Origin of the sequence: Puniceibacterium sp. IMCC21224, from assembly GCF_001038505.1 — a bacterium.
In the GTDB taxonomy this organism is placed as follows: Bacteria; Pseudomonadota; Alphaproteobacteria; order Rhodobacterales; family Rhodobacteraceae; genus Puniceibacterium.
Map to the genome: position 1 here is coordinate 54,265 of NZ_LDPY01000002.1, position 17,339 is coordinate 71,603.

Consider the following 17,339-nt stretch of genomic DNA (forward strand, 5'->3'; position numbering starts at 1 on the left):
CTGAGTCGTCGCGGGCAGAGTTCAGCAACCCTGCCCCATGACGGCCAGGCGGAGCCTATCCCACAATCCGACCAATCACTCGGCGGGGATCAGGGTGTCCGCTGGTAAACGTTCCGCCAGAGTCTTTCGCGGAACCGCATTCGGGCGCGAATTGTAAACATCATCCAGTTCCAGCAACTTGTGCGACGCTTCGAGAAGACGGGCAGGAACATGTGGAAAAAGATGATGCACCAGATGGAAGCAGTCGTTGCGCGGAAAGAACAGGTACCGGATCAGATGCGGTGCCAGAATGTTGCGTGATGCGTCAAGATCGTCGCCCGACGCAACAATTCCACCGTGGTCCAAGCAATCTGTCCAATAATTCAAGGCCGAGTACAGCAACGTAAAGGGCAGGACGAGGAACAGGATGGTCGTTACGGGAAAAAGGACGAGGCAAAATGCCACGCTGGTCAGGACAAGCAGCTTAAGAAGCAGCGATACTTTGCCGTCACGTGCCGTCAGATCGAGGTGCAGATAGTAGGGAAGGTGGCGACCCAGGAACGGCGTCACCAGGTGGCGCAGAATCACCCGCGCGGACAGCGGTTCATGCAATTTGAGGTCCTTGATGCCCTGCAGATCATGATCATGATCATAGTCGCCAAGGTGGGCATGGTGCGTCAGATGCTCGTCCCTATAGTCCATGAACGAGCTAAACAGCAAGACTGCGCAGAACTTGCCGATCAGCGTGTTGTGCGACCGGACGCGAGTGAAAGTTGCGTGCGAACATTCGTGAATGATATTGTTGAGCCCGCGAAAGCGCGTTGCGACAAATATCATGAGTGCAAGAGCGGCGACCGGTGTCGCCCAGCCGAAAGTCAGAGAGAGCAGATACGCTCCGGCAGCGACCGCACCTAAGATCTGTGCGACATATCCGAACGTGATCAGGCCGGCGATACGCATGGGGTACTTGTCCATTCCAGCGAACCTACGCGTGTATTTTTGACGGAGCCATTTTGCAGACATCTTTCCACCTCATTTGAGTAAGTTTCATGCTATGATACTCAATTTATTGGAGTTTTTGCAACCAGCTCAGCCGGAACCCGCCTCATATTAGCCTTGCTAATGCCACAGAATAATATTCTTTATTAGTTCAGCCACGTGACACCACAGGAATTCTGATCTAACATTAGACGTGACTAATGCTCTAGGTGTGTGGCCATGGATTTCGACTATGATTCCCTTGCGGTTCTTTCTGCTGTTATCCGCACAGGAAGCTTTGAGACGGCGGCAAAATCGCTCAATGTCACCCAATCGGCCGTCAGTCAGCGGATCAAGCAGCTTGAGGAAAAGGTCGGTTCTATTCTGATCGTCCGCGGCAGACCATGCGTGCCGACAGAAGATGGGCTTTTGCTGTGTCAACATGTCGAGCAGGTCACACTACTCAGACATGAAGTGAGCGAGCAACTGTCCGGCCCAGTTGGAGTGTCCAGGGCAAACGTCAGGATCGCGGTCAATAGCGACAGCCTTGCCACTTGGTTTCCAAAAGTGGTCAAGCACGCCGCTGACGAGCTGAATCTGCGCCTGGACATTATCCCGGACGATCAGGAATTCACCGAGGATCGTCTCAGATCAGGGGATGCCACGGCGGTCATTACGTCATCCGTAACGCCCATCGCAGGATGCAAGAGCTATGCACTGGGGGAAATGGAATATTTGGCGGTCGCATCAAAGAGCTATGCAGAAAATCATCTCACTGCGGGCATCACACTTGCCAATGTTGCCTCTGGTCCGTCGATACGGTTCGATCGCAAAGACACACTTCCGCTTCAGTGGCTGCAGGTGGCCTTTGGCAATTCGGCCGTTCTGTCGTCGCATTACATTCCCTCATACGAGGGGCATATGCTTTGCTGTCGACTAGGGATCGGTTGGGCGATGATGCCGCATGTCGCCGTGGCAGCGCTCGTGGACAGCGGAGAACTGATAGATGTTGTTCCCGATGCCCGCGTCCGGGTTCCGCTGTTCTGGCACACCCGGTCACAGTCCAGCAGAATCATGCAGGGACTGTCCGAGATCGTCCTGCGGGTCGCAAAAACCGAGCTGGATGGAAACGGTCGCTGAACTGCACTGTTGAGGCAGTGAGGACGTCTGATGTCAGTTTTGGGCGTCCATCCGTTGATCGCCGCGGTCATCGCGCCCCGTGAGCACCCACGCGAGCGGTTCCTAAAAGCCCAAGATTAGCCCCACAAAGTGGCAACAACAGACGCAAGCCGTGAAGATAGCTTTTTAGAGCTATTTCATCAGTTCGGGCAGAAACAACGACAGCCCCGGCAATGCAGCAACGATCGCGAGACCAATCAGACTGACGACCAGAAACGGCAGGGCCGCCCGTGCAATCCGTTCTATTGGCAGGCGCGTGACGTTCGCCGCGACATAGAGGTTGATCCCGACCGGTGGCGTGATCAGCCCGATGGCAAGGTTAACCATCACCAGCACCCCGAACCAAACCGGATCCCAGCCCAGTTCGCGCACCACCGGCATAAAGATCGGCAGCGAGATGAACATGACCGTGACCGGGTCCATGAACATCCCGGCGATCAGAAGGATCACCATGATCACCAGCAGGATCACCGCGCCATTGTCGCTCAGGCCCAAAAGCTGCCCAGAGTATTGGCCGACCAGATCCTCGACCGTGACGACCCAGCCGAACAGGCTGGCATAGGCGACCACCAACATCACCACGGCCGAAGACGCCGCAGCATCGGTCAGCGCGTCATACAGCACGCGCCATGTGAGGGTGCGATAGGCAAAGGCCCCGACGGCAAGCGCATAGACAGTGGCGACCAACGCAGCCTCGGTCGGGGTGAAAACGCCGGAATAGATGCCGCCCAAGATTACCACCGGCGTCATCAGCCCCCAAAACGACTCGCGGAAGGTGCGGCCAAGATCGCGCCAGTACCCGGCAGTAACCGGCGCAGGAGCGAGCCGGTCGAGCGCGTCCCGCCCCCGTGCCTTGATGAAGGGCAGAACCAGCAGCATCAGCAGACCCATGAACAGGCCCGGAATGATTGCAGCAATGAACAGCGCGGAAATCGAAGTTTCAGCAATCACGCCGTAAATCACCAGCCCGATTGAGGGCGGGATGACGATGGACAGCGCCGCACCCGTGCAGACGAGCGCAGCAGCGGCGGCGCGAGGATAGCCGTCTTCCTCCATCCCGCGGATGATCATTGGGCCGATGGCCGCAACCGACGCTGGACCGGACCCGGACACCGCCCCCCAGAACAGACAAACCACGGTGCCGACCACACCCATACCTCCGGGCAGATCGCCGATCAGCACGCGAAAGAACCGGACCATACGTTCGGCAATGCCAAGCGATCCCATCAGCGTGCCGGCAAGGATAAAAAACGGGATCGCCAGCAGGGCGTATTTGCCAATGCCGGTGGCGATGAGATCTCCGGCAAGTTCAAAGCCAAAGCCGATTTTCCACATGGCGTACATCGCTGACAGCCCCAGCGCAAAAGCCACCGGAACCCGCAGGGCCATAAACACGAAAAACGCGACAATCATCTGGGTCCCGGCACCCATGCCAAACAGATCAGACACTGGGGGTTGCCGGCACTTCGGCGCGAGGCGCGTGCCATGTTTCGGCGGCGTGCTGCAGGTAGCGTATCAGCACCAGCGCAAAACCAAACGGCAGCGCCGCCTGATACCACCATGCGGGCACACCAAGCGCATAACTGCGCATGCCATTGCTCATCATGTTCATCAGCGACGCCCAGGAAAACCACGCCGAGGCCGCCAGCAGCGCAATGCTGAGCAGGGCGGATAGTGCCAACACCGCCTGCGCCAGTCGTCGGGGCAGCGCGTCCTGCACCAGCGTCACCGCCAGATGTTCGCCACGCCGCGCCGCAATCGCTGCGCCAAAAACGGTAAGCAAAAGGAAACCGTTGGTCAGAATCTCTTCGGAGGCCGCAAAGGAATAGTGGGTTCCATAGCGTACAACAACATTGGTGAACCCAAGCAGCGTCATGCCGAGAAACAGCACCGCGCAGACAATCTTTTCGAATTCCCGCAGAATGAACCGCAAGGCGTCCTCCTCCCGAATGGGCGCGGCCCGGTGTCCGGTGCCGCGCCGATCTGGTTTAGCTGCCTTGACCGGCCTCGTCGATGGCCTTGCGGAAGGCGCCGACGATTTCGTCGCCGACCTTGGCCGCCCACTCGTCAAACGCGGGTTGTGTCGCTTCGCGGAACGCGACCAGTTCGTCCTCGGACGGCTCGTAAACCTCCATGCCTTTGTCACGCAGGAAGGCAACACCGTCAGCGGTGCCCTTGCGAGTGATCTCGCGCTGATAGGTCATCGCCTCTTCTGCGGCTTCGCTCATTTGGCCCTGAGTTTCGGCATCGAGGCCGTCCCAGACCTTCTTCGACACGCCAAGGAAGATCGGGTCGTAGGAGTAATGCCATGTGGTCAGGTATTTCTGCACCTCATAGACCTGCTGCGGAATGATCACCGCGCCAATCGGGTTTTCCTGACCGTCAACCACACCTTGTTGCAGCGCGGTCATCGTCTCACCCCACTGCATCTGCTGCGGGTTGGCGCCAAGCGCGTTCATCACGTCGATATACATCGGCCCCGCGACGCGCATGTTCAGGCCCTGCATATCTGCGGGCGATTTGACCGGGCGGACGTTGTTGGTGACTTCACGAAAGCCGTTTTCGCCCCAGGCCAGAACTTCGATCCCCTTGTCACGCAGGATATCTTCGAGCAACTCGGCCGGTGCGCCCTGAGTGGTCGCGTCAACCTGATCGTATCCGGCATAGAGATAGGGCAGCGAAAATACTGCCATCTCGGGCACCAGCGGCGTCACGTTGATCGCCGAGGTCACAACCAGATCCAGCGCCCCACGGCCCACCATTTCGGCCTGACGCATCTGGTCGCCGCCCGATAGCTGCGCGTTCGGGAAGACACGCACATCCAGATCGCCGCCGGTTTTCTGCGCCAGAAGCTCGCCAAACCGCTCAGCGCCTTTTTGCCAGGTGGTGGTGTCACCAGTGTTATGCGACAGGCGCAGCGTTTCAGCCATTGCGGCACCGGACAGGATTGTCGACGCCAGCAGTGCGGCCAGCCCGGCCTTGAGTACGATATTCATAGATTTCCCTCCCTAGGATTGCACAATGTGGATCAGAAATAGAAAAGGAGGACAAGATAATTCTTGCAATCCCACTATAACTCCTCACCCTCTGAAGGATGATACCTCCCTTCGCCCTGAGAACTGGAACAGTGTGGTCCATATTATGAATACATCCGGAGAGGCGCGTACAGCCAGCGGCACGCAGGCGGTCGACCGTGCCCTGGCCCTGTTGGCGCTGGTCGGCAAGGGCAGTGGCGGCGGGGTGCCGTTAACCGCGCTGGTTGCAGAATCCGGGTTGGGCAAGCCAACTGTGCGGCGATTGATGCTGGCGCTGATCCGGGGTGGGCTGATCGAACAGGATACACAAAGCCGTCACTACCATCTGGGGGCGGAAAATTATGTACTAGGAACCCTGGCCACCCCGCGCCATGGGTTGCTGGAAATCGCGGCCGAATCCGTGGTCCGTCTGGCCCGCGACAGTGGCGACACCGCCTTTGTGACCATGCGGCGGGGTGCGACGGCGGTCTGCCTGCACCGTCAAGAGGGATCGTTTCCGATCCGCACCCACGCCCTGACCATGGGCGCGCAACATCCGCTGGGGATCGGTGCGGGGTCGCTGGCCATGCTGGCGGCGCTGCCCGATGACGAGGTCGAGGCGGTTCTGCGCGACAATGCCACTCTGCTGGCGGCGGATTATCCTGACCTCGGCGCCGGGGCGCTGCGCCACGAGGTCGCCACGACGCGGACGCGCGGCTTTGCGCTAAATCCCGGACGGGTGGTGCCGGGCAGTTGGGGCGTAGGGGTGGCGCTGCGGCGCGCGGATGGTTCGGTTGCGGGCGCGCTGTCGCTGGCCGCGATCGAAAGCCGGATGCAACCGCCCCGCGACAGCGAATTGGCGACTATGCTGCAGCGCGAAGCACTGGACATCGAAACACGACTGGCGCGGCGTCCGATCCGCGCCCATTCCGAAAAGGAGCAACAACTATGACTGATCCGAATATCGTCGGCTGGGCACACAGCGCATTTGGCCGCAGCGATGCCCCGGACACCGAGGCGCTGATGGCCGAAGTCACTGCCCCCGCGCTGGAACACGCAGGCATCACGCCTGACGACGTCGACGGGATCTTTGTCGGGGTCTTCAACAACGGGTTCTCGGATCAGGATTTTCAGGGCGCTCTAGTCGGTATGGGCGACGAACGGTTGGCACGCGTCCCGGCCACCCGCTATGAAAACGCCTGTGCCACCGGGTCCGCTGCGTTGCACGGCGCGATGGATTTCATCGCCAGTGGCCGCGGCAAGATCGCGCTGGTCGTCGGCGCGGAAAAGATGACGGCGACCCCGGGTGCCGAGGTCGGCGAGATCCTGCTGGGCGCGTCCTACCGGCGCGAAGAGGCGGGCGTGGGGGGCGGCTTTGCCGGGCTGTTTGGCAACATCGCGGCAAGCTACTTTCAGAAATACGGCGATCGTTCAGAAGAGCTGGCGATGATCGCAGCCAAGAACCATGCCAATGGTATGGCCAACCCGTTTGCCCATATGCGCCGCGATTTCGGAGTCGCATTCTGCAACACGGTGTCGGACAAAAACCCCTATGTTGCCGGGCCGTTGCGCAGGACTGACTGTTCGCTGGTGTCCGATGGTGCCGCGGCCGTGGTCCTCGCCGCACCCGACGTGGCCGCAGAACTGAACCGCGCAATCGCCTTTCGTGCGCGCAGCCACGCCAACGAACCGCTGGCGCTGTCTCGTCGCGATGTGACCCGGTTTGACGGCGCACGTCGCGCCTGGGACGCCGCTTATGCCGCCGCCGGGATCACGGTGAATGACCTGAGTCTGGTTGAAACCCACGACTGCTTTACCGTCGCCGAGCTACTGGAATACGAGGCGATGGGCCTGACAGAGCCGGGGCAGGGCGGTCGCGCAATTCGCGAGGGCTGGACCGCCAAGGATGGCCGCCTGCCGGTGAACGCCTCTGGCGGTTTGAAATCCAAGGGACATCCAATCGGAGCAACGGGTGTGTCGATGCACATCATGGCCGCGATGCAGTTGATGGGAGAAGCCGGGGATATGCAGATCCCCGATGCTACACTGGCCGGCGTGTTCAACATGGGCGGCGCTGCGGTTGTCAACTATGCTTCGATCCTTGAGCGGGTGTCATGATGACACCTGTTTCGACCCGGGTGATGAACCTGTCGCATTTCCTGACGGAAAGCGCGCGACGACACCCTGACGACATCGGCCTCGTCTGGGGCGAGGCGCAGTGGAGCTGGCGCCAGATCGAAGCGCGTGCAACCGCCTTTGCGGCCGCCCTGCGTGACCGCTACGGCGCGACAAAGGGCGACCGCATCCTTGTCCAGTCGGCCAATTGCAACCAGATGTTCGAAGCGGCGTTTGCCTGTTGGAAATTGGGCTGCGTCTGGGTGCCTGCGAATTTCCGTCAGACACCGGAAGAGGTCGCCTGGCTTGCGCATTCATCCGGGGCCAAGGGCCTGATTGTCGGTGCCGAGTTTGGCGACCATATCGCCGCCTGCGCCGATACCGTTGGGTTTACCGTGACCATCGGCGGCGACGGGGCAGATGATTACGAGACGCTCGTCACTGTGCATGACGGGATCAAGGTCGCGCCGATCGCCGTGGATCGCGACGATCCTGCGTGGTTCTTTTTTACCTCTGGCACGACGGGCAAGCCCAAGGCAGCGGTACTGACCCACGGGCAGATGGCCTTTGTCGTGACGAACCATCTATGTGATCTGATGCCCGGCACCGGGCCAGACGATGCGTCGATCGTGGTGGCGCCGTTGTCGCATGGCGCGGGCATTCACCAGCTGGCGCAGGTGGCGCACGGGGTCAAGACAATCCTGCCGGGCGGAGCGCGCTTTGACCCCGACGACATCTGGCGGCTGGTCGCAAAATGGCAGGTCAGCAACATCTTTACCGTGCCCACAATCGTAAAAATGCTGGTCGAACACGAGTCGGTCCACGCCCACGACCACTCCAGCCTGCGCTATATGATCTACGCCGGCGCACCGATGTACCGTGCCGATCAGGTGCGCGCACTCAACGTGCTGGGGCCGGTGTTGGTGCAGTATTTCGGGCTGGGTGAGGTGACGGGCAACATCACCGTGCTGCCTCCCGCACATCACTCTGCCGACGATGACGTCATGCGCATCGGCACCTGTGGCTTTGCCCGAACGGGGATGCAGGTCCAGGTTCAGGACCCTGAGGGGCAGGAATGCGCGCCGGGTGTGACCGGCGAAGTCGCCGTCATCGGCCCCGCCGTCTTTGCCGGTTACCACGACAACCCAAAGGCCAACGCCAGCAGCTTTCGTGACGGCTGGTTCCTGACTGGCGATCTGGGCCATCTCGACGATCAGGGTTTTTTGTATCTGACTGGACGCGCGTCTGACATGTACATCTCGGGCGGGTCAAACATCTACCCGCGCGAGATCGAGGAAAAGATCCTGCTGCATCCCGACATTTCCGAAACAGCCGTTCTGGGCATGCCAGACCCGACATGGGGCGAAGTCGGAATCGCGGTCTGTGTGGCCCGCGGGTCGGCCCCAGATACCGCGGCGCTGCTTGACTGGCTGGGTACGCGCCTGCCGCGCTACAAGATGCCTAAACAAATCGTCTTCTGGGACGAGATGCCGAAATCGGCCTATGGCAAAATCACCAAAAAACTGATCCGCGCCGAATTGGTCGCCCGAGGTGAGATTGTCGATGCCTGAGGCGCGGCGGATCAATCACCCCGGTCCCCCCGCTGTGCAGCGCTGCGACGCCATACCCTGCCACGCAACCCAGAAAACGGTGATGCTGCGCGCCGGACTGCCGTTGCTGGATGCCATGGTCGAGGCCGTGGACGGTGCTGCGGCATGGTTCGATTTGTCGGGCGTCGACGCTGACACATTGTCGTTTGTCCGTCCGGCTCCGGCGCCCGGTGATGGTCATGTGGCGTGGTACAGCGCGACCGTGACGTTGGAACATGCCCGGATCGTCCAGGCCGGCGCGCATCTTGGGCGCCGCGACAGAGCACCCTTTGCACATATCCACGGGGTCTGGTCCGATCAGGCCGGAAACCTTTGCGCCGGGCACCTTTTGAGCGAAGTTACAGTGCTTGGCCGGGATGTTCAGGTTGATGTTCTCGTGCTGGATGGCGCGCGGATGGAAAGCGTTGAGGATCCTGAAACCCGCTTTACCCTCTTTCGCCCGATCAGTACCGCAGATATCACGCATCCCAATGCCGTCCTCGCGACCGCGCGACCACATGAGCATATCCAAGAGATCATCGCCACAATTGCCCAAGAGTGCGGATTGGATCGCGCCACGGTCAAGGGGATCGGTAGTCTGGTCGGGACTCAATTCGCTGACGGCACCGGTATTGAAAGCTATGCGACCGAAGTGCTTTTGACCCAAGGAAGCGTGTCAGATGCTGGTGTCGATCTCAACGCGGTATCGGTTGGGTTTGACGGCCCGCAGGCTCAAGGTCGCCTCGCGCGGTCAAAAAACACCGTCTGCGTCACGTTCGAGCTTGTGCTGGTTCGTGAGTGAGCTTTTGAATTGGAGCGTTTCAGCGCAGCGCGACACAAGAAAATCCATGAGACAACTGACCTTTAGCGTCAGTACGTTGGATCATGGATAGATAAGCCAAAGCACCGAACTGTCGTTCAATTGCCAGCCGTGCATGAGGTACACCAATCGTCCGGCGACGATCTCATTTGCAACGCGCCAAATGGAGTTGATCGACAGCCCAGCCCCTGCCTGTGTCGCGATGTGTTGATCCATGACAGTCGAACTCTCACTCAGGCTCACCTGCGGCAGGAAAGTGGGCCCGTCATCGGCAAGCAGGTTTTGCCTGGCTTTGATCTTTCATTCCGCCAAAAAAAGGTGCGGCGAAACGGCTTGAGAGTTTCCTCTCTCTATCGCGTAGCACAATCGGATTGTTCGCCAGAGATCTTTGTCATGTGCAGGATGCACCTGCCTTTCATGCCGCCTGTCTGTCGCGGATGAGGAATTCGATCACCATGGCTGCGGTCCAGGTAAAGCTGCTGCCGCCACAAGGTTCGCCGGTGATCGGGTCGTAGTATTCGGCAAATCCGCTTTGCTCAATCAGTCGCAGGCTGGTTGCTATGATGCGTTCAACAACGGCCGTTTCGCCAGCCACAGCAAGACCGTCGGCAATCAAGTAGTTAACGATCAGCCAGACCGGACCACGCCAGTATCGCTTGCCGTCGTAGTCGGGCGCCGACGGATCGTGGCTCGGCACAAGGAAGGGCGCCTGTTCGCCGAGGCTGGCGATGCGCTGCGCAATGGCCCTGGCGCGGGGCTGCGGGATGGGGGCAAAGGTCGCCAGAAGACCGCCGATCGACCGGCTTTGGATCGACGCGCCGCTGGCGCGATCAAAGCACAGATACTGGCCATGCTCTGCACTCCAGAGCGTTTCCATCGCGGCGATGCCCTTGTCTGCCTGGGCGCGGGCGGCGCGGGCGATGGTCTCTTCGCCCAGAACCTCGGCAAGCCATGCCAGATCAGCGCAGGCGCGGATCAGGATGGCGTTGAAACCAGGATCGACCACGCGGAAGGGCGAGGCGTCGTGCAATTGCGCATTATCCCAGCCAAGATCGCGGAAATGCTGAACCAGCCAAATGAAGCGCTGATACTGCGCGTCCGTAGGGCGGTGCGCAGGGTTGGCGTGTTGGGTGTCACGACGGACAAAAGGCATCACGCCTTCGGTCGGCACCCGGCCTAGCGCGGCGTCCCAGTCGACGGAATTGTCGCGGCCGGACTCCCACGGGTGGATGATCGCGACCAGCCCGGTGCCCTCGGGATCGCGGCACCGAAAGAACCAATCGTGCCACGCCGCGATCTTGGGCAGCAGCGCACGGGCGCGGGTCCGGGCCATGTCGCGGTCCTTGGCGCGTTCAAACAGACGGCGCACAGCAAAGCCGGCCACTGCGGGCTGGGTGATGCCGGTGGTGGGCACTGCGCGTCCGGTCTGCCAAACATCAGGACCGGGGAAATACCCGTCGTCATGCTTGTGAAAGATGATGTGCGGCACCATGCCGTCATCCCACTGATGGTCGAACAGCGTGTCGATTTCAGTCCAGGCGCGGGCTTCGTCGAAATGGCCAAAGCCAAGGGCGCTGAGGCAACTGTCCCAGTTCCACTGGAATGGATAGAGTCCCTTTGTCGGGACGGTGTAGGTGCCGCGATCATTCTGCGCGAGGATGGCGCGGGCGGCGGTGATCATCGTTTCTGACATGACAGACCTCAGGCAACAGCAAGGGTGGATTGGGGATCGAACCAGCGGACGCGGTCTGGCTGCGGCGCAAGGGTCAGGATTTCGCCGACATTGACCGTCAGGTCGCTGTCCAGCACGGCACGGATCATCGTGCCGCCGACGTCGCAAGTGACCAGCAGATGCGCGCCGAGCGGCTCGACCAGCTTTACCCGCGCCTTCAGCCCGTGATCGGCCAGGCGCATGTCCTCAGGGCGGATGGCGAATTGTAGCGGCGTGTTGATCGACATCGGCCCGTCAATGGTTTCACCCGCAACGCTCCATTTGCCGCTTCCGGCGGATTCGGCACGCAGGAAGTTCATCGGCGGGTTTCCGATAAAGGCCGCGACAAATTCGGCAGCCGGGTTCCGGTAAACTTCGATAGGTGATGCCGCCTGAACGATTTTGCCCTTGTGCATGACGCTGATCCGGTCAGCCAGGCTCATCGCCTCGACCTGATCGTGGGTGACGTAGATCGCGGTGGTTTTGCTGTCGGCCAGCACGCCCTTGAGTTCGGCGCGCATTTCCAGGCGCAGCAGCGCGTCGAGGTTGGACAACGGTTCGTCCATCAGGATCACATCGGGTTCCATCGCCAGCGCACGCGCCACGGCGACCCGCTGACGCTGACCGCCCGAAAGTTCGCCAGAGTAACGCTTGAGCAACTGCTCGATATGCATCAGTGTTGCAACCCGTTCGACCCGGCGCGTGACCTCGTCATTTGCAACCTTCGCCATCCGAAGGCCAAAGCCGATGTTTTCAAACACGGTCAGGTGGGGAAAGACCGCGTAGTTCTGGAACACCATCGCGATGCCGCGATCCTTGGGAGCGAGATGGTCCACCCGACGTCCGCCGATCCAGACTTCGCCCGTAGTGGCGGTTTCCAGCCCCGCGATGATGCGCAGCAGCGTGGTCTTTCCACAGCCCGAGGCACCAAGCAGAACCATGAATTCCTGGTCCGCAATCGTCAGGTTGATGTCTTGCAGGGCCTGGTATGCCCCAAAAGTCTTGGCGACGTTCTTGATCTGAATTTCGGCCATAGGTCTGGCTCCCTTTGAATACGCCCCGCTTCAGCGGTTGGCGATGCCCCACATTGCAAACAGGTACTTGCGGACGGCAAAGATGAAGATCAGCGCCGGCACGACCAGGATGAACCCGCCAGCGAATTTCAGATGCAGCGGGCTTTCCGCGAGGCTTTGCAGCAGAAAGGCCGGCAGGGTGCGGTTCTCGATGGTCAGGACCGCTGCGGCAAAGACTTCGTTCCACGAGATCACGAAGGCAAAGATCGCACTTGCCGTGATACCGGGCAGGATCAGCGGCAGCACAACCTTGGTAAAGGCGGTGAAGCGTGTGCACCCAAGGGTCCAGGCGGCCTCCTCTAATTCGATCGGGATGCCCGAAAAAAGCGAGAATGTGATCAGCACCGCAAAGGGGATGGCCAGTGTGGTATGGACCAAAGCCAGACCAAAGGCCGTGTCGTCAAGGCCAACCCGGATGAACAGCACGGCCAGCGGCAGCGCCAGAAGCGGCAGCGGAAAGGCACGGGTCAGCAGGATGAGCATGCGAAACAGCTCTTTGCCACGAAAGTCAAAGCGCGACAGGGCATAGCCGGCCGGGGCGCCAATCAGGATCGACATGATCATGGTCATCACCGCCACCAGAATCGAATTATAGAGCGCGTCAATCATCCCCTGGAAACCGGCAAAGAACTTCATACTGCCAAAGTCGAACTCCGGCACGAAAGGCTTGGGAAAGGCGTTCACCGTTTCGGGCGAGGATAGGGTATTGATGAACAGAAAGTAGAGCGGAACCAAGACCCAGGCGCAAAGCAGGATGACAGAGGCGATATAGAGCGTGCGACCGCTGCGTCGGGTGTTGATCAGGGGTACGTCAGTGGCGGCAGCGGTCATATCGTGGCTCCTTTCGGGACGCGCAGGGCGCGCAGGATAACGAGCGTGGCGCCAATCGAGATGACGAGGATGATCAACGCCAGCGCCGCAGCGGCCCCACTATTCGAAAGGTCGAACTGGTAGGCATAGGTTTCCCCCATCAGTACCGGAAAGAGCGTACCACCAAGGGCTGCCACAACGGCGAACACCTCGAAGGCCAGGATCACACGCAACACCAGCGCGGTTTGCAGCGACGGGCGCAACAAGGGCAGCGTGATCTTGAGGAACCGTTTCCAGGGCGATGCACCAAAGACTTCGGCGGCTTCATAATATTCCTTGGGGATCAGGCCGATCCCCGCGACAAGGATCACCAGCATGATCGCCGTGGCACGCCAGATTTCGGCCAGCGCAATGGCGATAAAGACCATCGTCATGTTCTGATACGAGATAAAGTTCATCGGCTCGTCGATAAAGCCCAACCCATGCATCATCGAATTGAGGAAGCCGGACTGTTCGAAAATCGCGAGCCAGATGATCCCGGCGGCCAGATCCGAAATCCCCAGCGGGATCGTCCAGACATACAGCACCAGATCGCGGCCCTTTTGCATCTTGCTGACCATGGTGGCCATCAGCAGTGACAGAGCGAGCTGGATCGGAACCACGACAGCGGCCAGCAACACCGTGTTCCACAGCGAGATCGAGAATTTCCAGTGGCCGACCACATCGCGGAAGTTGTCCAGCGACCACCCGGCGTCAGAACCAAACGCTTGCTGGGCGACGAGCACAAACGGGTAGAGAAAGAATATGCACAGGAACACTGTCACCGGAAGGATCAGGACATAGGGAAGCAGTCGCGCGTTCATCGCATCGCTCCGATATTATGGGGGTTTGGGGGTGCCCGGACCGCAAAGGGTCCGGGCGAATCCGCGTCAAGCGCGAGCCGGGAGAGTTACTCGACCGGGCACGGACCGTCAGAGGCGGCATCAGGTGCCCAGCACGGCGCGCCGGTTTCCTGCATGATGTCGTTCAGCCGCTTTTTCTGGTCGTCCAGCACGGCACGGATCGGCTGGCGGGCCAGAACGATACGCTCGAACGTGTCGACGAAAATGCGGTTGAACTCGCCTCCCTGATCGCCAAGACCGGCAGGCAGAAGCCCGGGGTTGGCATCGGCAGACGCGCTCATCTTGGCGATGGCGTCGCCTGCGGCCTTGACCGCGGGGGGCAGATCGTCGGGCAGATCCACATCAACCACCGGAAAGAAGTTGGTGGCGCGCAGCGTTGCGATCTGGGTTTCAGGCGTCATCATATAGGCGATGACGGCCTTGGACGCTTCCATGTCAGGCGCGGTCGACGGGATTGCCAGGCCGGCAAGCACTGGCATGAAACCACGCCCGGTGGGGCCTGCCGGGGCCGGGAACGCTACAAAATCATCCGGGCGGTCATTAAAGGCCTGCGCCAGACGCGACGTGTGGTCGAAGGCAACCCAGACATCGTCGGACAGAAGCTGTTCCTGCATGAACGAAAAGTTGGTCGAGGCCGGGTTGGTGTGTTCCCAAAGATCAAGGAACGCTTGCCACGCGGTCTCGGCTTCGGCCGAGGCAAAGGTACGCACGACGCCGTTGGTGTAAGAGGGGTAGAGGTAGCCTTGGAAAAAGCGGTGCTTCAGTCCCTTGGGGCCGGCGGGGAAACCGAACAGCGGACGACCTTCGCCCTCCTGCATGTTGGCGGACCATTCGATCAGTTGGTCATAGGTCAGCGCATCGATGTCTGCCCCTTCAGGCAGATAAGGCAGCGCCTTCTTGTTGGCAGCCATGACATAGCTTGCCTGCATCCAGGGGATGTACTTCATCTCGCCGGTGCCGAGTTTAGCCAGCTCGTTGAATGTCTCGCTGGTGGCGGACAGGCCAAGCTCGTCGAGCGGAGCAAGCGACGCCGGATCAAGTGCGGCAAAATCGCCGTGCAAAGAACCAAGCACGCCGATGGTGCCGGTGTTGGCCTGGATTTCCGCCTGCAGGCGGGTGAGCCAAGGGCCGGTCTCGTTCGGCTGGTAGTCGATCGCGGTGTCGGATCCCGACAGAACGGTCTCGCGCATGGCCTGCGCCTCTTCGGCGGGGCGGGCTTGGGTCGACCAGAAAAGGACATCTGCCTGCGCGGCAACGGCAGAGCAGAGAATGGCAATACCGGACACAGCGCCAACAAGTTCGATACGTAGAGACATGGTTTCCTCCCAGAATGGACAGTCGGGCCAGACCTCCTCGTCTGATCCCGTCGCAACGTTGCCGTGCCCTCGTTACGTCAGGGGCATAGACAATGGTGATCGAAGGGAGCGGCCTGGCAAATGGGGCGGCCGACTCGCTAGGAATGGCTCAAGTATGATATAACGATATATCAATCGTCAAGGAAAATTTAGGTAGTAAAATCTTGGTCTTCATTACTGAGATGGGATATATCTTGGCAATAACTGTGCATGCGAGCATAATCGTTTTATCCGCGGGGGAGTGCGATGGCCCGAAAACCGACACTTGCCAGCGTCGCAAAGGCAGCCGGGGTTTCGATCCCGACCGTCAGCCAGGTCATGCGCAGCACCGGACGGATTTCGGCTGAGACCCGCGAAAAGGTTCTGAACGCCGCAAATGCGTTGCACTACATCCCCGATTCACGTGCCGCGTCGATGCGATCTGGCGTGAACCGGGAAATCGGATTTGTGATCAACCAGCTTGCCAACCCCTTCAATGCTGAGGTGATCGGGGGCGTGGTCGATTTGCTCGAAGCCGAAGGCTACCTGGTCTCGATTCTGGATACTCGGGACGATGCCGTCCGCCAGGGCCGCCATCTAGAGGCGTTCATCCGACACGGCCGCGGCGGGTTGCTTTGGGTGCCCGCCACCGATACACCCGACGCTACCTTTGACATTCTGGCCAAACACGGCATCCCAACCGTAACCTTCCTGCGCCGCGTGAGCGACAAGATCGACCATGTCGGCATCCGCAACGCCGAGGCGATCGCCACAGCCACGACCTACCTCGCTGATATGGGCCACAAGTCTATTGCCTATCTCGGTGGGACGGACATGGCTGCGGTACGCAGAGAACGCATCGCCGGGTATTGCGCCACTCTGGCCGGTCGTGGTCTCGGCCCCGCCATCGTCTGGGAATCCGCCGACAACAAACCCGCCGCACTCGATGCGGTCATCAGGCTGCGCGCGGCGCATCCCAACGTCACCGCGATCGTGTGTAACGGTGACACGGTGGCGCTCGGGGCGTGCCTCGGCATTCTAAAAATGGGACTTCAGCCGGGCGTCGACATTTCGGTCATTGGATTTGACGACGTGCAGGAGGCGGCCGTGGCAACGCCACCGCTGACGACGATGGCGGTGTCGCCACACCGGCTGGGCCGCAAGTTGGCGCGGGTTCTGCTGGATCGGATTCAGGATCCGGCCATGCCTGTGAGCGTGTCCGAGATCACGGCCGAACTGATCATTCGCGACAGCACCGGCGTTCCGATGCCGGACCACCAACAGAGCGTCCTGTCCAGATGATTTGAACGCGCGGTCGGCGATCGAATGTGTGAAGTCACGCTGAAGCGCGATTTCTGTAGGTTCAGGTTATCTTGTTCTAGGCTTTCCTTCCAACAGTTTTGCGCGGAATACCTCGGCAGGGGTTTGATAGCCGGGGCACTTGGGCGGCGTCGCGTTGAGGCGGGCGCAAATCGACTTCAGATATCGATTTGTGAACGCAGTGGGATCGGCCTTGCGTGGCAGGTAGCGGCGCAGACGGTTGTTGGTGTTCTCGACCGTACCTTTCTGCCACGGTGACTGCGGATCACAGAACCACGGATCAACGCCCAAACGGCCGATCAAAGCCCATGAGGTGACGAAACCGTACGATTTCTTCTACCGGGGAATCTGGCGGCAGGAACAGCGACGTCGGATCGCCGCCCATCCGGATAAGAAAGAACACCGCAAGCGACACGCCAAAAACGACGACGATGGCGTAGAGAACGCGTGACAGGATAAAGGCGGCCATGGCGGATTAGATCCTTTCTGGTGACGGTGAAACCGATGCCGTCGAG

17 protein-coding genes and 1 pseudogene are annotated in these 17,339 nt (G+C 60.2%); 6 read left to right on the forward strand and 12 right to left on the reverse strand.

The annotated features are described in order from the left end of the window. Positions 1-75: 75 nt before the first annotated feature. Entirely contained in the window at positions 76-1,002 is a 927-nt protein-coding gene (locus IMCC21224_RS19735; RefSeq protein ID WP_082135352.1) for a fatty acid desaturase, read from the reverse strand. Between the two features lie 195 nt (positions 1,003-1,197). Between IMCC21224_RS19735 and IMCC21224_RS19740 the strand changes: the two genes are divergently transcribed. Further along, the gene (locus IMCC21224_RS19740; RefSeq protein ID WP_047997323.1) at positions 1,198-2,097 is read left to right on the forward strand and encodes a LysR family transcriptional regulator ArgP; all 900 of its coding nucleotides are present in this window, start codon (positions 1,198-1,200) and stop codon (positions 2,095-2,097) included. A 171-nt stretch (positions 2,098-2,268) separates the two neighbouring features. On the opposite strand, the gene IMCC21224_RS19745 is transcribed toward IMCC21224_RS19740, so the two are convergent. From IMCC21224_RS19745 to IMCC21224_RS19755, 3 genes are read right to left on the reverse strand one after another with little or no spacing between them, the layout of a single operon-like run. Continuing rightward, positions 2,269-3,585 carry a TRAP transporter large permease gene (locus tag IMCC21224_RS19745; protein WP_082135353.1) on the reverse strand — a complete coding sequence of 439 codons (1,317 nt, stop codon included), beginning with the start codon at positions 3,583-3,585 and terminating at the stop codon, positions 2,269-2,271. After that, on the reverse strand, positions 3,578-4,069 hold the full coding sequence (locus IMCC21224_RS19750; protein WP_047997324.1) for a TRAP transporter small permease: 492 nt from the start codon (positions 4,067-4,069) through the stop codon (positions 3,578-3,580). Before IMCC21224_RS19750 ends, IMCC21224_RS19745 begins: the two co-directional genes overlap by 8 nt. Positions 4,070-4,124: 55 nt before the next feature. Next, positions 4,125-5,132: a DctP family TRAP transporter solute-binding subunit gene (locus IMCC21224_RS19755; protein ID WP_047997325.1), complete on the reverse strand. Its 1,008-nt coding sequence runs from the start codon at positions 5,130-5,132 to the stop codon at positions 4,125-4,127. A 145-nt stretch (positions 5,133-5,277) separates the two neighbouring features. Here IMCC21224_RS19755 and IMCC21224_RS19760 point away from each other — a divergent pair, with 145 nt between their 5' ends. The 4 genes from IMCC21224_RS19760 to IMCC21224_RS19775 are packed head-to-tail and all read left to right on the forward strand — an operon-like array spanning position 5,278 to position 9,656. Next, positions 5,278-6,102, forward strand: coding sequence for an IclR family transcriptional regulator (locus tag IMCC21224_RS19760; protein WP_047997618.1), 825 nt, complete (start codon positions 5,278-5,280; stop codon positions 6,100-6,102). Continuing rightward, a complete protein-coding gene (locus tag IMCC21224_RS19765; RefSeq protein ID WP_047997326.1) occupies positions 6,099-7,268 on the forward strand; it encodes an acetyl-CoA acetyltransferase in 1,170 nt (389 codons plus the stop codon). The genes IMCC21224_RS19760 and IMCC21224_RS19765 overlap by 4 nt, the downstream gene beginning before the upstream one ends. Continuing rightward, on the forward strand, positions 7,265-8,836 hold the full coding sequence (locus tag IMCC21224_RS19770) for an acyl-CoA synthetase (RefSeq protein ID WP_047997327.1): 1,572 nt from the start codon (positions 7,265-7,267) through the stop codon (positions 8,834-8,836). Before IMCC21224_RS19765 ends, IMCC21224_RS19770 begins: the two co-directional genes overlap by 4 nt. Continuing rightward, positions 8,829-9,656: a hypothetical protein gene (locus IMCC21224_RS19775; RefSeq protein ID WP_047997328.1), complete on the forward strand. Its 828-nt coding sequence runs from the start codon at positions 8,829-8,831 to the stop codon at positions 9,654-9,656. Before IMCC21224_RS19770 ends, IMCC21224_RS19775 begins: the two co-directional genes overlap by 8 nt. 81 nt (positions 9,657-9,737) lie before the next feature. On the opposite strand, the gene IMCC21224_RS27955 is transcribed toward IMCC21224_RS19775, so the two are convergent. From IMCC21224_RS27955 to IMCC21224_RS19805, 6 genes are all read right to left on the reverse strand, one after another. Further along, the gene (locus IMCC21224_RS27955) at positions 9,738-9,890 is read right to left on the reverse strand and encodes a hypothetical protein (protein ID WP_156178374.1); all 153 of its coding nucleotides are present in this window, start codon (positions 9,888-9,890) and stop codon (positions 9,738-9,740) included. 199 nt (positions 9,891-10,089) lie between these two features. Then, the gene (locus tag IMCC21224_RS19785; RefSeq protein WP_047997329.1) at positions 10,090-11,367 is read right to left on the reverse strand and encodes an amylo-alpha-1,6-glucosidase; all 1,278 of its coding nucleotides are present in this window, start codon (positions 11,365-11,367) and stop codon (positions 10,090-10,092) included. Between the two features lie 8 nt (positions 11,368-11,375). Next, positions 11,376-12,419, reverse strand: coding sequence for an ABC transporter ATP-binding protein (locus IMCC21224_RS19790; RefSeq protein ID WP_047997330.1), 1,044 nt, complete (start codon positions 12,417-12,419; stop codon positions 11,376-11,378). A gap of 30 nt (positions 12,420-12,449) precedes the next feature. Continuing rightward, entirely contained in the window at positions 12,450-13,289 is an 840-nt protein-coding gene (locus tag IMCC21224_RS19795) for a carbohydrate ABC transporter permease (RefSeq protein ID WP_047997331.1), read from the reverse strand. Beyond that, complete coding sequence (locus IMCC21224_RS19800) at positions 13,286-14,131, reverse strand: carbohydrate ABC transporter permease (protein ID WP_047997332.1); 846 nt, start codon at positions 14,129-14,131, stop codon at positions 13,286-13,288. The genes IMCC21224_RS19795 and IMCC21224_RS19800 overlap by 4 nt, the downstream gene beginning before the upstream one ends. A gap of 86 nt (positions 14,132-14,217) precedes the next feature. Then, complete coding sequence (locus IMCC21224_RS19805) at positions 14,218-15,486, reverse strand: ABC transporter substrate-binding protein (RefSeq protein WP_047997333.1); 1,269 nt, start codon at positions 15,484-15,486, stop codon at positions 14,218-14,220. Between the two features lie 285 nt (positions 15,487-15,771). Between IMCC21224_RS19805 and IMCC21224_RS19810 the strand changes: the two genes are divergently transcribed. Then, positions 15,772-16,806, forward strand: a complete 1,035-nt coding sequence (locus tag IMCC21224_RS19810) for a LacI family DNA-binding transcriptional regulator (RefSeq protein ID WP_047997334.1) — start codon at positions 15,772-15,774, stop codon at positions 16,804-16,806. Between the two features lie 66 nt (positions 16,807-16,872). On the opposite strand, the pseudogene IMCC21224_RS27305 reads toward IMCC21224_RS19810, so the two are convergent. Both IMCC21224_RS27305 and IMCC21224_RS19815 read right to left on the reverse strand, forming a co-directional pair. Beyond that, a pseudogene (locus IMCC21224_RS27305) lies at positions 16,873-17,115 on the reverse strand (transposase); the annotation flags it as partial. Beyond that, positions 17,105-17,293, reverse strand: coding sequence for a hypothetical protein (locus tag IMCC21224_RS19815; RefSeq protein ID WP_047997335.1), 189 nt, complete (start codon positions 17,291-17,293; stop codon positions 17,105-17,107). The gene IMCC21224_RS19815 and the pseudogene IMCC21224_RS27305, both read right to left, overlap by 11 nt. Between the last annotated feature and the right edge of the window lie 46 nt (positions 17,294-17,339).

Coding starts and splice junctions, on each gene's coding strand:
- IMCC21224_RS19770 (WP_047997327.1), top strand. CDS start 7,265: ATGATGACACCTGTTTCGACCCGGGTGATGAACCTGTCGCATTTCCTG.
- IMCC21224_RS19800 (WP_047997332.1), bottom strand. CDS start 14,131: ATGAACGCGCGACTGCTTCCCTATGTCCTGATCCTTCCGGTGACAGTG.
- IMCC21224_RS19735 (WP_082135352.1), bottom strand. CDS start 1,002: ATGTCTGCAAAATGGCTCCGTCAAAAATACACGCGTAGGTTCGCTGGA.
- IMCC21224_RS27955 (WP_156178374.1), bottom strand. CDS start 9,890: ATGGATCAACACATCGCGACACAGGCAGGGGCTGGGCTGTCGATCAAC.
- IMCC21224_RS19795 (WP_047997331.1), bottom strand. CDS start 13,289: ATGACCGCTGCCGCCACTGACGTACCCCTGATCAACACCCGACGCAGC.
- IMCC21224_RS19810 (WP_047997334.1), top strand. CDS start 15,772: ATGGCCCGAAAACCGACACTTGCCAGCGTCGCAAAGGCAGCCGGGGTT.
- IMCC21224_RS19805 (WP_047997333.1), bottom strand. CDS start 15,486: ATGTCTCTACGTATCGAACTTGTTGGCGCTGTGTCCGGTATTGCCATT.
- IMCC21224_RS19775 (WP_047997328.1), top strand. CDS start 8,829: ATGCCTGAGGCGCGGCGGATCAATCACCCCGGTCCCCCCGCTGTGCAG.
- IMCC21224_RS19760 (WP_047997618.1), top strand. CDS start 5,278: ATGAATACATCCGGAGAGGCGCGTACAGCCAGCGGCACGCAGGCGGTC.
- IMCC21224_RS19755 (WP_047997325.1), bottom strand. CDS start 5,132: ATGAATATCGTACTCAAGGCCGGGCTGGCCGCACTGCTGGCGTCGACA.
- IMCC21224_RS19740 (WP_047997323.1), top strand. CDS start 1,198: ATGGATTTCGACTATGATTCCCTTGCGGTTCTTTCTGCTGTTATCCGC.
- IMCC21224_RS19785 (WP_047997329.1), bottom strand. CDS start 11,367: ATGTCAGAAACGATGATCACCGCCGCCCGCGCCATCCTCGCGCAGAAT.
- IMCC21224_RS19790 (WP_047997330.1), bottom strand. CDS start 12,419: ATGGCCGAAATTCAGATCAAGAACGTCGCCAAGACTTTTGGGGCATAC.
- IMCC21224_RS19765 (WP_047997326.1), top strand. CDS start 6,099: ATGACTGATCCGAATATCGTCGGCTGGGCACACAGCGCATTTGGCCGC.
- IMCC21224_RS19815 (WP_047997335.1), bottom strand. CDS start 17,293: ATGGCCGCCTTTATCCTGTCACGCGTTCTCTACGCCATCGTCGTCGTT.